Source organism: Rhodococcus sp. RD6.2 (genome assembly GCF_001040705.1).
In the GTDB taxonomy this organism is placed as follows: domain Bacteria; phylum Actinomycetota; class Actinomycetes; order Mycobacteriales; family Mycobacteriaceae; genus Rhodococcus_G.
Genome location: NZ_CVQP01000005.1, coordinates 736,550 through 750,336 on the forward strand (window position 1 = coordinate 736,550; position 13,787 = coordinate 750,336).

The following is a 13,787-nucleotide window of genomic DNA, read 5'->3' on the forward strand; positions in this document are numbered from 1 at the left end:
GCGGCACCCCTGGTCAGGGATGTGTCGCCCCTGGTCAGCGATGTGTCACGGCAGCGTGGCGAGGAACGCGAACACCGCAGGCTGCACGGCCGGATTCGCGTTCACGACGCCGGTGACCGCACCGATCGTGCCGCCGATCGCCGCGCCGAGCGGGCAGCCGACGAACAGGAACAGCACGCAGCCGACGACGAGGCCGATCGCGGCGCCGGTGTTGGCCTGCAACTGTCCGCCGTTCAGCCAGCCCTTTTCGATCTCGGCGATCATGGTCTCGTAGGCGGCCTGGCTGTACGCAGGCTGGACGCCGACGGGTGGCGCCTGGGGCGTCAGGATCAGTTCACGCCCACCCTCTCCCACTGTGGCGGATATGGGAACGAGCGCGTCACCTACTGCGTAGGCGAGCGGGACCGATGTCAGCGGCGTCCCAGCGTCGTCGAGGACGTCGACGGCCGTACCGCCCGCCGTGGGCCTGAACATCCCGGAGTCGAGAACGGTCGCCACCGAGCGACCGTCCGGAAGGATCGAGGTCGTGTAGCCGACCCCGGCATCGCTTGGTGTGGGGGTAGAGGCATAGGAGGTGCCGGTACCTACACACAATGTCGCAACCACGGCCACGGACAGGACCGTGGCCTTCTGAAGTTTCATGGTGGGGCTCCCAACTCGAGCGACACCGAGACCACGGGGACCCACGGACTCGGCGATTCGAACACCGATTGGCGGGAAGACAGCCGACGAAACCGTTCGTAGGCTGTCAGGAACACACCTAGAATAGAGGCCAAACGGCCTCGCGTCTGCCCCTTTTGGGCTTGTGACCTCGGCTGATGCTCCTGACGTACGTTTTGCCGCCGGGCCGTTGCTCAGTGTCCCGATCGCCGCGAGACAGGCGCCGGCGCCGAGCTCGGAGCACCGCGGGAGCCTCCCTCACGATCGAATGTGACTCCGAGTGCCTCATTGCGAGGTGCTCAACCGTTCGGCACCGCCGTCCTGCAGCCTCTGCCTCTGCAGCACAGCCAGGAGAACGGGTTAATTCATCGCCAACTCACTCGTCAGTGCTTCACCGCCCACGCGACACTTCCGCCCGAGAGCCGGAAGGCGAACACGGCCCAGGTCGTCAGCACGCGGGCGTTACCCACCAGCGGCGGAGAATCTTGCCGGGCCTCGACGCAGCGGCAATGAAGAACGGGCGCCCGTCTGGGCATTCGATGCGAAGTCAGCCACCCACCCGCCTGACTCTGTTGATCCGTATCGAGCGGTCGGGTGACCGTTCCCGCGGTCGGCGGAGACCGCTTGGTGCAAGATGTCTACCGGAGGATTCGGACATCTGGGGGTGTCCAGAGGGGAGCCAGGATGGTGTCTGCAGGTTTGCCGGGGCGGCGAGCACGGCTGCTCCCCCGGCTCGACGAAGCACCGCAGACCGTGCTGTGGGGGCCCCGTGGGTACGGGAAGACGACACTCGTGGAGACGTGGCTGGCGGAGCAGCCGGACAGCACCGTGATTCGGGTCGAGGTTCCCGATCCCGGCACGGCCACGGAACAGTACTGGTCGGATCTCACGGAGAGGATGAGCGCCGACACCGGCGTGCTCGTCCTCGACCGCCCGGATCGACTGTGCGACGCGACCACCTGGGAACGGCTGCACACGATCCGCGCGGCGCATCGCGGGTTGCGCGTCCTGGTGTCGATTCGCGAGAGCACCCTGCTGGAGTCCGTACCCATATCCGACCCGAACCTGACGATCGTCCCCGCGGGGGAACTGGAGTTCACCGAGGCGGAGGTCGCCGACCTGCTCGCACACCGCGCCGTGTCGTCCCCGCAGCGGACGGCCCGAGACCTGTGGCGGACCACTGGAGGCCACCCGGCGCTGGTTGCGATCGCCGAGAGCGTGATCCGAGTTTTCGGCAGCGACCTGGACTTCGAGCGCGAACGCGCCTACCTGGCAGTACGGGTACAGATCGACAGGTATGTCGAGGGCATGCTGCTGGAGGATCCGGGCATCGGCGACATGGCTCGCACAATCGCGGTGCTGCGGCGGCCGTCCCCCGATGCGCTGGCACTGTTGGGAGTCGACGACGCCGCAGGTACCCTCAGCGGCCTCGAACACGCCGGGCTGTTACGACGCATGCCGGCGGCACCGGACACCTACTGGACGTGGCCCACAGCGCTCCGCAGATCCGTACTGCGGATCGTGGAGCGAGACGCCGTAGCGCCCTCGCGGTCGGCCTCGGCGACCCTCGCACGCTGGTTCGCCGACCGCGGCGAGCCTGTCGAGGCCCTCCGCCACGCGACCGACGGCCAGGACTGGGATCTGCTGCTCGCCATCCTCACGACCGAGTGGCCCACAATCGTCACCACCGGACTGGGAGTACTGGTCCGTGCGTTGCACGCGCTGCCGGAATCGGAGGCACAGGCGAACCCGGCCGTCCAGTACGCGCGCCTGCTCGTCGCCGGGGCGGGCCTGACGGCGGGAACTCCGGGCCACGTACGGGGGCCGCTGCCGGACATCTCCGTGACCGAGACCGCTGATCGCGACTCGGCCGAACTGGCGCTCCTGACCGGCACACTGCGCCTGTGCGTTCAACGCTGGAACGGCGACTACGACGCGGCCGTGCGTGACCGCGACACACTGGTGACACTCGCGAACCGGATGAACGAATCCGGTGGCCTGGACCGGCGCTGGCTCTCCGCGGTCTGGATGCACCTCGGGCTGGCCAGCCAGCTTCGAGTCGGGGACAGGCGGACGGTCGAACTACTCACCCACGCCGTCGACTGCGGCATTGCCGATCCCGGTAACTTCGCGGCCCGTCAGGCCGCCGGTCATCTGGCGCTGCACCATGCGGTGCTGGGCGAGCCCGAGCGGACGGCACACTGGCTCGGGCAGGAGTCGAGGTTCGGCGAGCGGGCGGGCTGGATCCGAGCGTTGGTCGAACGGCCAGCAATCATTGCGCGGGCACTGCAACAACTCGACCGATTGGACGTCCCTCCCGCCGAGGCCGCACTGGACGAACTCGACGAACTCGACGACGAGGCCGACGAGGCCGACGAGCTCCAGGCGTTCGTCGTGTACGTGCGCAGTCAACTCGACCTGATCCAGGGCCGTTCCGAGGTCGGCCTCGGCCGGGTGGACAGGAGCCGCCACCGGCTTCGGCGCCGGCTCGGGCCGACCGCCGCTGCGGGCCCACTGTTGACCGCGGCTCTCATGGACCTGCACACGGCGACCGGTCAGGCGGCGCGGGTGCTCGAATGCGCCCGACTGGCCGACGGACCGATGCACCCGATGATGCGGCTGGCCGCGGCGAGGGCCGCCATGTGCGCCGGCGACCATACGGCCGCGACCGCGCTCTGCACGCCTCTGACCGGCCACCGTGTGAGCGAGACCCGAGTCCGCCTCGAAGCGCAGTTGATCATGGCCACCCTCGCGCACGAGCAGGGTCGCGACCACGACGCCCGGATCGCCTGGAACCGAGCAACGGCGATGTCTCTGGACAGCGGGCTGGTGCGGCCGCTGTTGACCGTGCCGCCCACGATCCGCGAGGCGCTGACCGCGGGCGGAGCCGCGATTCCCTTCTCGGACAGGCTCGCCGGGTGGGGCGACGGACCGTTCCCGCGTCCCGCACCGCCGGTGACCCTGACCGAGCGCGAGGCCGCCGTGCTCGACGGCCTCACCCGCGGTGGCAGCGTTGCGCAGATCGCCGAATCCCTGTTCGTCTCCCCGAACACCGTCAAGTCCCAGCTGAACAGCCTGTACCGGAAGCTCGGTGTGCACTCCCGCGAGGGCGCCGTCCTGGAGGCCGCACGCCGCGGACTCGGCTCCGCTAGTCCTGTTCGACGATCGTCAGGCAGGACGCCGTAAGTGACCGGGCGCGTAAGCTGACACTGCACCAGGGTCTAGTCAGATCCACCGCGGAAGGCTCACGCCATGCGCCGTGCAGCAATTCATCGTTCGTTCGTTGCCCGCGCCGCGGCGTCCGTCGCCGTCCTCGCCGTCCCGCTCTGCCCATCCGCTGCGGCGACTGCGAACCCGCCGCCGGTCCCGGCGGCGTCGACCACGGTGTTCCAGGTTCCGGTGAGGTTCGTCGAAGGTTGCCTCAGCACTGTGTTTGCGTGCTTGGGCCTTCCGTCGCTGACGACCCTGACGCCGACGGCAACATCGGATGCACCCGGTACGGTGACCTTCGCGACCGAACCGTCGCCATGGGCCTCGACCTGCCCCGACGTAACGGTGAGCTGGCGGAACCTGAACACCGGCGCCGTCGGCGCCACCGCGCTCCGGCGCGTGGAACCCGGCTACGATCCGCCGATAGCACCGCAGGATCGGTGCCGACACGCCCCCGCGACAGCGCTCACCGGCAGCGGCACGATCGTCGCAACCGCCGACGTCGGCGCGTTCACCCGCGGGGGCCCTGCAGGCGTCGGGTACCGACTCGTGTTCACCCCTGGCATCGGCACATTCCAGGTCCACTGAACCTCGCCCCGACTGTTCTCGGAGGTCGCCATGATCGATGTCGGCTGGCTGAACCTGTCGAGCAGAGCCTCCGGCTCCACCCCGATGTCGGGCGGATACCCGGAAGCGGTCCTGCCGACCGGGACCGGGCAGGTTGTCGTCGTTGTCGTACAGACCGGCAGCTCGTTCGTCACACCGGGTGTCGCAACCGTCTACGTTCCGTAGACGACGGCCCCGCTGTCCGGGAGGGCGCGCGGGTCTCCCGCTCAACGCCTCGAGCAACTCCAGTCGCTTCGGGTGCGGCTGTTGATCCGATCAGGGGACTGTCCAGACACCGGCGCCGGGCGTGCTGGCGAGTATCCGGTAGCCGAAAGCGTCGGAAATCGTGACCACGGCAGCCACCGTCCCGGAACCAGTCTCGACCGGTGTCCCGTAACGGTTGTTGACGTAGGCGACACCCGCTGCACCGGAGGAGAGGTTTCGCCAGTGGACGTGCACACCGGTGTACGGCCCGAAACGGGTCACTCCCGGAGTGTCCGGGTCGGTGGTGGCGGTCAGGTAGGAGTAGCCCGAGCTCGGGAGTCCCGTCACGCCGACACCGATACCACCGACGGGAATGGGGAGGACAGTGTCGATCGGGGCGGCGGCGGCCGGCTGTACCGCGAGAAGCAGTGCTGCACCAGCTCCGGCGACGATGGATGCTCGGCGTAGACGGTGACGTGGTGTCATCGACGGACCTCCATGCCTGGTGGCCCGCTCCGTTCACGAACACCGGGGCCGACCGATGGATGCTGTCAGCCTACGTCCGCAACAGTCGCCACGAGCATGAATCACCTGGTCGGGGACGCCCTCAGCGTGCTCGCTCTTCCTGCCGAGGCTCCCCGTTCAGGACCTCTCTTCCGTTTGGTCCAGGTTCACCACAACGCCCGAGAGCGGTCCTTGGCCAAAACCGGTCTACGAGAACGCGGTAACGAATGGATGGATTTCTTCGCGCGGAATCTCAGTCATCGCCTGCCGACGTCCGACCGATGTGAAACGTGGGAGGCGCCGGGCACAAGTGCCCGGCGCCTCCCACGTCGTCGTTGTCGGGGACTGCTCAGATGACCCCGAGCGCGAACATGGCGTCGGCGACCTTCACGAAGCCGGCGATGTTGGCGCCGAGGACGTAGTCGCCCGGCTTGCCATACTCGTCCGCCGTCGTGACACAGCGGTGGTGGATGTCGCTCATGATCTTCGAGAGCCGCTCGTCGGTGTACTCGAAGCTCCACGAGTCGCGCGAGGCGTTCTGCTGCATCTCGAGCGCGGAGGTGGCCACGCCACCGGCATTGGCAGCCTTACCCGGCGCGAAGGCGACACCTGCGTCACGGAACACCGCGATACCCTGCGGCGTGGTGGGCATGTTCGCGCCCTCGGCGATGACCTTGACGCCGTTGTTGACGAGGGTCTTCGCCGACAGCTCGTCAAGCTCGTTCTGCGTCGCGCACGGCATCGCCACGTCGCACGGCACGTTCCAGACGTTGCCGCCCGGGAAGTACTGGGCGTCAGCGCGCTCGTCCACGTAATCGGAGATACGGCCGCGACGGACCTCCTTGATCTCCTTGAGCAGTTCGAGGTCGAGGCCCTTGTCGTCGACGATGTAGCCGGACGAGTCGGAGCAGGCAACCACGGTGCCGCCGAGCTGGTGGACCTTCTCGATGGCGTAGATCGCGACGTTGCCGGATCCGGACACGACGACGCGGCGGCCGTCGAGGCTCGTCCCGGCGGTCTTCAGCATCTCGGCGACGAAGTAGGCGGCGCCGTATCCGGTCGCCTCCTTGCGGACCATCGAGCCGCCCCAGGTGAGTCCCTTGCCGGTGAGGACACCGGACTCGTACGAGTTGGTGAGGCGCTTGTACTGCCCGAAGAGGTAGCCGATCTCGCGTCCGCCGACACCGATGTCGCCCGCGGGGACGTCGGTGTACTCGCCGATGTGGCGGTGGAGTTCCGTCATGAACGACTGACAGAAGCGCATGATCTCGGACTCGGACCTGCCCTTGGGGTCGAAGTCGGAGCCGCCCTTGCCGCCACCGATGGGCAGGCCGGTGAGCGAGTTCTTGAAGATCTGCTCGAAGCCGAGGAACTTGACGATGCCGAGGTTGACGCTGGGGTGGAACCGCAGTCCGCCCTTGTAGGGACCGAGTGCGCTGTTGTACTGGACCCGGAAACCGCGGTTGACGTGAACCTGTCCGTGGTCGTCCTGCCACGGCACGCGGAAGATGATCTGCCGCTCGGGCTCGCAGAGGCGCTCGATCAGGGCACTGTCGGCGTAGTTGGGGTGCCGCTCGAGGACGACGGTGAGGGACTCGAACACTTCGGCGACTGCCTGGTGGAACTCGGGTTCGCCTGCGTTACGCCGCGCGACGTCCTCGAAGTACCTGTCGACTCGCTCACGGACCTGCCCACTCACGTGACAGCCCTCCTCTTTCTCACGGGAACCGTCTCGACAGTTCACCCAGGTGTGGAAATCACAGCCAAGCACAACGCTCGGCGGTTTAGGCCCTTTCATGGGCGTGAGATTTCGCTCAGGTAAACAATTGTGAACTTTTCCTCACGTCTGCTAGGAGGTTGCTGGGAGTAACGGTCCGACGCGCCGCCGCCCGCGCTCATCAGGACGAGCCGTCCGCGCCGGACTACGGTGGGGCACAGTGCCAGGACGTCGCTCGAGCGGGCGGTGTCCGACGGTGTCACCCGTCCCTTTCCGTCGTGGAGGACCGTGTACATGAGCATCCAGTCGGCACATCCCCGCCGTCATCGCGTCGTCGTCATCGGATCCGGCTTCGGCGGCCTGTTCAGCACCCAGGCGCTCAAACGCGCCGACGTCGACGTCACCCTCATCGCCCGCACGACGCACCACCTGTTCCAGCCCCTGCTGTATCAGGTCGCGACCGGCATCCTGTCCGTCGGCGACATCGCGCCCGCCACCCGGCTCGTGCTGCGGAAGCAGAAGAACGCGCAGGTCCTGCTCGGTGAGGTGGAGAAGATCGACCTCACGGCGAAGACCGTCACGTCGAGGCTGCTCGACCGCGACACCGTCACCGAGTTCGACAGCCTGATCGTCGCCGCGGGAGCCGGGCAGTCGTATTTCGGCAACGACCACTTCGCGAAGTTCGCGCCCGGCATGAAGACGATCGACGATGCGCTGGAACTGCGTGGCCGCATTCTCGGTGCGTTCGAGGAAGCCGAACTGTCGAACGATCCGGAGGAGCGCGCGCGGCTCCTGACCTTCGTCGTCGTGGGCGCCGGGCCCACCGGTGTCGAGCTGGCAGGCCAGATCGCGGAACTCGCCAATCGCACCCTCGAGGGCGCCTTCCGCCACATCGATCCCCGCGATGCCCGCGTCATCCTGCTCGACGGCGCGCCCGTCGTCCTGCCCGTGTACGGCGGCAAGCTCAGCGCGAACGCGGCGAAGCGGCTCGAGAAACTCGGAGTCGAGATCCAGCCGGACGCGATGGTGACCGACGTCGACGTCGACGGGCTCACCGTCAAGGACAAGGACGGCACCGAACGCCGAGTCGACTGTCAGTGCAAGGTGTGGTCCGCGGGCGTGCAGGCGAGCGGCCTCGGCAAGCAGCTCGCCGAGCAGTCCGGCGCGGAGATCGACCGCGCCGGACGCGTCCACGTCAATCCCGACCTGTCACTGCCGGGTCACCCGAACGTGTACGTCATCGGCGACATGATGGCGCTCGACAGCCTTCCCGGCCTGGCCCAGGTCGCGATGCAGGGCGGCAAGCACGCCGCGAAGCAGGTGAAGGCCACCCTCGCGGGAACGCCGCCCGAGGAGCGCACCCCGTTCAAGTATTTCGACAAGGGCTCCATGGCGACGATCTCGCGGTTCAGCGCGGTCGCGAAGGTGGGGAAGCTGGAGATCACCGGCTTCATCGGGTGGCTGATGTGGCTGGTCATCCACCTGATGTACCTGGTCGGCTTCCGCAGCAAGTTCTCCACGGTCCTGTCGTGGACGGTGGCGTTCCTCGGCCGGAGTCGGGCACAGATGGCGTCGACGGAGCAGCAGGTCTTCGCGCGGACGGCGATCGAGGACCTGCAGGACTACGAGCGGGCGAGAGCGGCCGGATTGATCGGCGACCCGACCGCCGTCGCCACCGGCGAGGAGCGCGAAGCGGGCTGACGCCACGGGAGCATCGTTCCGGGCCGGTGGCCGCCACGGCGGCGCGGATCAGCCCTTGGCGAGCTGTTCGGTGTGTTCGATGTTGGCGAGGCGCACCTGTCCACGTGAGACGAGCCGATCCTGTTCGTCGCGGATTTCGGCCTGCCACAGCTGCTGGGTGCGACCGCGGTGCACGGGTGTCGCGGTGACGGTGAGCGTGCCGGTGCGGACGGCGCGGAGGAAGTCGGTGTTGTTGTTGACGCCGACGACGTGGCCTCGGTCGCCGATCCAGACGGTGCCGCCGGTACTGATGACGGTTTCGATGACGGTGCAGTAGACGCCGCCGTTGACGATCCCGGCCGGCTGGTAGAGGTGTGCGCCGACGTCCCAGCGAGCGACGACGCGGTCACCGGTCAGCTCGAGGTAGTCGAGTTGGATCGACTCGCAGAACCCCTGGTTGAGAATGGGGGAAACCTCGGCGAGGGACAGTTGGGTCAGCGCGCTCTCGAGGGTTGTCGCGTCCGCCACCGTGGGCTGGGGCTCGGTCACGTGTGCTCCTTCGCTAGATCGTCGTGTCCCGCAGGGGACGCGTGCTCCGTTCGAGGCAGAGCCACCCGAAAGTCAAGCACGCAACGTCAGAGGGCCCCGCACCGGTGATCGGTGCGGGGCCCTCCGTGGAAGGGACCGGGAGTCTCTGCAGCCCTCAGGACTCCGGCGCGGTCCAGTAGTTCAGTTCGTCGCCATCACGGGAAACTATAGGCAAGGCTGCCCTAACTTGCAAGCGCTTGCGGGACGGCGCGCCGAAATGCCGGACGACCCGCGCGGGCGCGCACCGGAAGCCCTGCCCTCTCGAACGCGTCGAGCAGTGCCTGCCCCCGACGATCCGCGATCGACGGTGCGAGGGTGCTCCGCAACGGCACCATCGTCGCGGCCCCGAGCACGGCCTCCCCCACCATTGCCCACAGCATCGTGCGGTCGAGCAGGACCAGACGATCCAAGGCGTCGAAGATCGCGGTCAGCGCGGTCCGGCTGCGGCACGCGGTCCACATCGCCAGCGCCCGCTCGCAGGGCAGGGTGACGACACCAGGGGATCCCTCCCACCGGTCACCCGGCAGCACCCGCAGGGCGGGATCCCACACGCCGGCCCAGTCGATACATCCGTCGCTGTCCATGTGGATCGACAGATTGTCCAGGCCGGTGTCCCAGGCCCGCCCATCGAGGACGACCAGGGCGGCGACGCGTCCGATGACGGCGTGGATCAGCGCCGACGCAACGGAGATCGCCGCTGCCTCGTGGTCCGGGATGTCCTCGAGCGCGCGTGTCAGCATCCGCTCGAGGCGGTCCCCTCGGATGCCCTGGGAGACGGCCCACCACCGACGCTTCGGCTGCTCGGACATCTGGGCCACGGCGTAGACCCGCGGATAGTCGGGATGCAGTGCGCGCAGATGGGTACAGGACTCGACGAGACCGGCCACGGTCCGGGTGGGCGCGGCAAAGGCGGTGGCGCGCAGGGGCGTCACGGTGATGTCGCGGATCGAGGCGGCCGGTGCGGCCGGGTCGAGTACCAGAGTCGTCGGCACTGCTCACTCCTTCGTCGTCGAGCAAGATCGAATGTAGGTTAGCCTAACCACAAGAAGATTGGGAGTACGGATCCGGGGTGTCAGGTTTGGATAGGGTTACGTAACCTGAATCCCCGTGCGATTCACCCCCTCAGGAGCGTGCCCGTGACCACCACACCCGGCGACGTCGACTACGCGGTCCGGGCGATTCCCCGTGGACCCGCGTCGCGCACGCGTCGCGGCGCGGCCGCGCTCGTCGACTGGGCTGCGGTCGCACTACCCCTGATTCTGGGCTGGATCGTCGTCGACTCCCTGCGCGACGCCAACGGCGGCGGACAGATGGACCGCCTCGTCTTCGGCGCAGCAGCATTCGCCGCGGCAGGTGGCGTACTCGTCTGGAATCGAGGTTTCCGGGACGGCCGAACGGGCGCGGGCATCGGCAAATCCTGGCTCGACCTGGTCTCCCGCGACGCCACAACCGGTGCGCCACTCGGCACCAGCCGGGCCCTGCTCCCCCGCACCGGCGCCGAGGTCGTCCGCCGCGCCACCGCACTCGACGAGGGGTTCACCCCGATCCCGTCCGACACGTCCGTCGCCGCGATTCGGAAGCGGCGACTGCTCGGCCTGGCCGCGCTGCTGCTGATCCTGATGGCGACCATCGTCGCGAGCATCGCGGTCGGCGCCCGGCCGATGGACTTCGGAGAGATCCTCCACGCCGTGTTCGGGGCCACCGGCACCGACACCGACCTCGTCGTCCGAACCCTCCGGATTCCGCGGACCGCGCTCGCCGTCGCCGTCGGTGTCGCACTCGGCATCGCGGGTGCTCTCATCCAGGGACACACCCGGAACCCGCTCGCCGACGCCGGACTCCTCGGCCTCAACGCGGGTGCGGCCCTATTCGTGGTGCTCTCGATCTACCTGCTGGGCTTCAGCACCCCCAGCCAGTACCTCTGGTTCGCATTCGCCGGGTCCCTCGCCGCGAGCGTCGTCGTGTTCGGCATCTCGTCGATCGGCGGGGGCGGGGCAAGCCCGCTCAGCCTCGCCCTCGGCGGCGCCGCGGTCGCGATGTTCCTGCAGGCCATGACCCAGACGGTCATCCTGCTCGACCAGACCAGCCTCGACGGCTACCGGTTCTGGGTGGTCGGATCGGTTGCCGGTCGCGGACTCGACGTGCTCTGGCAGGTGCTGCCGTTCCTCGTCGTCGGCGTGATCATCGCGCTGGCCAGCACCCCGAGCCTCAACGTCCTGAGCCTCGGCGACGACATCGCCCGTGGTCTCGGCACGAACATCGTGCGCAGCCGGGTGATCGGCATCGCCGCCATCACACTGCTCACGGGCGCCGCGACCGCCGCCTGCGGGCCGATCGCGTTCGTCGGTCTCGTCGTCCCGCATGTCGCGCGGTTCGTCACCGGCCCCGACTATCGCTGGCTGGTCCCGTACGCGGGCCTGATCGGCGCCATCATGGTTCTGCTCGCCGACGTGATCGGACGTGTCGTGGTCCGTCCGGGCGAACTCCAGGTCGGAATTGTGCTCGCGATGTTCGGCGCGCCGTTCTTCATCGCGCTCGTGCGGCGCAGGAAGCTGGTGTCCCTGTGAGCCTCGTCGACGACGACGCCCGTCCGATCCCGACCACCGTTCCGTCACGCCCGGCGTTCCGGGTCGGGTCGGTTTCCCTGGTCTGGCGCACCGCCATGGTCGCCATCACCGTCGGCCTGCTCGTGGCCGCGTTCCTGCTGCTGTGCATCAACATCGGGCGTGGCGAGTACTCGATCCCGATTCCGACCGTCGTCGAGGTCCTCGTCGGCGGCGGTGAGAAAGTCGAGCGGTTCATCGTGATGGACCTGCGACTGCCGCGAGGTCTGGCGGCGTTGCTGACCGGCATCGCGCTCGGGATCTCCGGAGCGATCACCCAGTCGATCCTGCGCAATCCACTCGCGAGCCCGGACATCCTCGGCATCACCGCAGGCGCGAGTGCCGCCGCGGTGACGCTCATCGTCGTGGGAGGCGGCGGGAGCTTCGTCGGACTCCTCGCCGTCCTCGGAATCCCCATCGCCGCCCTGATCGGCGGCATCGTGACGGCGGTGGTCATCTACCTGCTGGCGTGGCGCGGTGGCGTGCAGGGATTTCGGGTGGTGCTGATCGGCATCGGCGCCAACGCGATGCTCGTAGCGGTGATCCAGTGGCTGCTGATCTCTGCCGACATCAACGACGTCTCTCGGGCGCAGGTGTGGTTGAACGGCTCCCTCAACGGCAGCGACTGGGAGCGGGTCTGGCCCGTCGCGATCGGGGTCGCGGTGGTGGGTACCGCGGCGGTGATCTCCTCGTTCACCCTGGGAGTGCTGCGCCTCGGCGACGACAACGCCCGCGCTCTGGGTGTGCGGCTGCAAACGGGGCAGGGCGCGCTGCTCCTGGCCGCGGTGGCGTTGGCGGCCATCGCGACGGCAGCGGTCGGCCCGATCGGGTTCGTCGCCCTCGCGGCCCCCCAGGTGGCGATGCGCCTGCTGCGCACGCCCGGTCCGCCGCTGATCGCGTCCGGCCTGATGGGGGCCGTGCTGGTCCTCGGTGCCGACATCATCGGCCGCACCGTGCTGCCCGTCGAACTGCCCGTCGGCATCGTCACCTCGGCGCTCGGTGGCCCGTTCCTGATCTACCTGCTCATTCGCAACAATCGGAAGGTGACCGCATGAGCGGCCAGAGCACCGGCGCCAGGACACAGTCGGCGTCCGACCCCCGGGAAGACTCGGGAGCCGACGGCGAGAGGAAGTCCCCCGGCGCGCAGCCGGCCATCGATCACGTCGCGGCCGCCGCGCATTCGAGTCACCGGCTCTCCGCGTACAACCTGGTCGTGGGGTACGGGGACCGGATCATTCTCGACGGGCTCGACCTCGAGATCCCGACCGGGGTCGTCACGACCATCATCGGCCCCAACGGGTGCGGCAAGTCGACGCTGCTGCGGTCCATGGGGCGTCTCCTCAAGCCGCGGAGCGGCGAGGTCGTCCTCGACGGCAAGGCGATCTCGTCGATGCGGACGAAGGACGTCGCGCGCACGCTCGGGATGCTGCCGCAGGCCCCCGTCGCGCCGGAAGGTCTGACGGTCGCGGACCTGGTGTCGCGGGGCAGGCACCCGCACCAGTCGTGGCTGCGGCAGTGGTCGTCGGACGACGAGGGCGAGGTGGCGAAGGCGCTCGCGTTGACCGGGGTGTCGGATCTCGCGGATCGGCCCGTCGACCAACTGTCGGGCGGTCAGCGTCAGCGCGCATGGATCTCGATGGCACTCGCGCAGGGCACCGACATCCTGCTCCTCGACGAGCCGACCACCTACCTGGATCTGGCGCACTCGGTCGAGGTACTCGACCTGGTCGACCGCCTGCACTCGGAGTTCGGGCGCACGGTGGTGATGGTGCTGCACGACCTGAACCTCGCGATCCGCTACAGCGATCACCTGGTGGTGATGGCGCAGGGCTCGATCGTCGCGGAGGGGGCGCCGACCGAGGTGATCACACCCGAGCTGCTGCTGGAGGTGTTCGGGTTGGAGGCCCGGGTCATCGACGATCCGGTCTCGGACCGACCGCTCATCGTTCCGGTCGGTACCCGGCACGTGTACGGGACGATCGGCGGGCCCGCGGAGGCCACACCGGGGAGCTGAC

12 protein-coding genes are annotated in these 13,787 nt (G+C 68.4%); 7 read left to right on the plus strand and 5 right to left on the minus strand.

Annotation, left to right across the window (positions count from 1 at the left end; all coding sequences use genetic code 11):
* Positions 1–45: 45 nt before the first annotated feature.
* The gene (locus RHCRD62_RS09780; RefSeq protein ID WP_253277256.1) at positions 46–642 is read right to left on the minus strand and encodes a DUF8020 domain-containing protein; all 597 of its coding nucleotides are present in this window, start codon (positions 640–642) and stop codon (positions 46–48) included.
* A 702-nt stretch (positions 643–1,344) separates the two neighbouring features.
* Between RHCRD62_RS09780 and RHCRD62_RS09785 the strand changes: the two genes are divergently transcribed.
* The 3 genes from RHCRD62_RS09785 (at position 1,345) to RHCRD62_RS25785 (ending at position 4,662) form a co-directional block, all read left to right on the plus strand.
* Positions 1,345–3,846 carry a LuxR family transcriptional regulator gene (locus RHCRD62_RS09785; RefSeq protein ID WP_157050857.1) on the plus strand — a complete coding sequence of 834 codons (2,502 nt, stop codon included), beginning with the start codon at positions 1,345–1,347 and terminating at the stop codon, positions 3,844–3,846.
* Between the two features lie 66 nt (positions 3,847–3,912).
* Positions 3,913–4,458 (plus strand): hypothetical protein, encoded by a 546-nt coding sequence (locus RHCRD62_RS09790; protein ID WP_050064450.1) that lies wholly within the window; start codon positions 3,913–3,915, stop codon positions 4,456–4,458.
* Positions 4,459–4,488: 30 nt separating this feature from the next.
* Complete coding sequence (locus RHCRD62_RS25785; RefSeq protein WP_157050858.1) at positions 4,489–4,662, plus strand: hypothetical protein; 174 nt, start codon at positions 4,489–4,491, stop codon at positions 4,660–4,662.
* 90 nt (positions 4,663–4,752) lie between these two features.
* Here RHCRD62_RS25785 and RHCRD62_RS09795 read toward each other — a convergent pair whose 3' ends face one another.
* Complete coding sequence (locus tag RHCRD62_RS09795) at positions 4,753–5,166, minus strand: hypothetical protein (RefSeq protein ID WP_050064451.1); 414 nt, start codon at positions 5,164–5,166, stop codon at positions 4,753–4,755.
* A 367-nt stretch (positions 5,167–5,533) separates the two neighbouring features.
* Positions 5,534–6,883 (minus strand): NADP-specific glutamate dehydrogenase, encoded by a 1,350-nt coding sequence (gene gdhA / locus RHCRD62_RS09800; protein ID WP_050064452.1) that lies wholly within the window; start codon positions 6,881–6,883, stop codon positions 5,534–5,536.
* A 312-nt stretch (positions 6,884–7,195) separates the two neighbouring features.
* Here gdhA and RHCRD62_RS09805 point away from each other — a divergent pair, with 312 nt between their 5' ends.
* A complete protein-coding gene (locus tag RHCRD62_RS09805; RefSeq protein ID WP_050064591.1) occupies positions 7,196–8,602 on the plus strand; it encodes an NAD(P)/FAD-dependent oxidoreductase in 1,407 nt (468 codons plus the stop codon).
* Positions 8,603–8,650: 48 nt separating this feature from the next.
* Here RHCRD62_RS09805 and RHCRD62_RS09810 read toward each other — a convergent pair whose 3' ends face one another.
* Both RHCRD62_RS09810 and RHCRD62_RS09815 read right to left on the minus strand, forming a co-directional pair.
* Positions 8,651–9,079: a PaaI family thioesterase gene (locus RHCRD62_RS09810; RefSeq protein WP_157050875.1), complete on the minus strand. Its 429-nt coding sequence runs from the start codon at positions 9,077–9,079 to the stop codon at positions 8,651–8,653.
* 272 nt (positions 9,080–9,351) lie between these two features.
* Positions 9,352–10,161 (minus strand): hypothetical protein, encoded by an 810-nt coding sequence (locus RHCRD62_RS09815; protein ID WP_157050859.1) that lies wholly within the window; start codon positions 10,159–10,161, stop codon positions 9,352–9,354.
* A gap of 144 nt (positions 10,162–10,305) precedes the next feature.
* Between RHCRD62_RS09815 and RHCRD62_RS09820 the strand changes: the two genes are divergently transcribed.
* From RHCRD62_RS09820 to RHCRD62_RS09830, 3 genes are read left to right on the plus strand one after another with little or no spacing between them, the layout of a single operon-like run.
* A complete protein-coding gene (locus tag RHCRD62_RS09820; RefSeq protein ID WP_084734164.1) occupies positions 10,306–11,736 on the plus strand; it encodes a FecCD family ABC transporter permease in 1,431 nt (476 codons plus the stop codon).
* Positions 11,733–12,827, plus strand: coding sequence for a FecCD family ABC transporter permease (locus RHCRD62_RS09825; RefSeq protein WP_050064453.1), 1,095 nt, complete (start codon positions 11,733–11,735; stop codon positions 12,825–12,827). The genes RHCRD62_RS09820 and RHCRD62_RS09825 overlap by 4 nt, the downstream gene beginning before the upstream one ends.
* On the plus strand, positions 12,824–13,786 hold the full coding sequence (locus RHCRD62_RS09830; protein WP_084734165.1) for an ABC transporter ATP-binding protein: 963 nt from the start codon (positions 12,824–12,826) through the stop codon (positions 13,784–13,786). The genes RHCRD62_RS09825 and RHCRD62_RS09830 overlap by 4 nt, the downstream gene beginning before the upstream one ends.
* Position 13,787 lies beyond the last annotated feature (1 nt).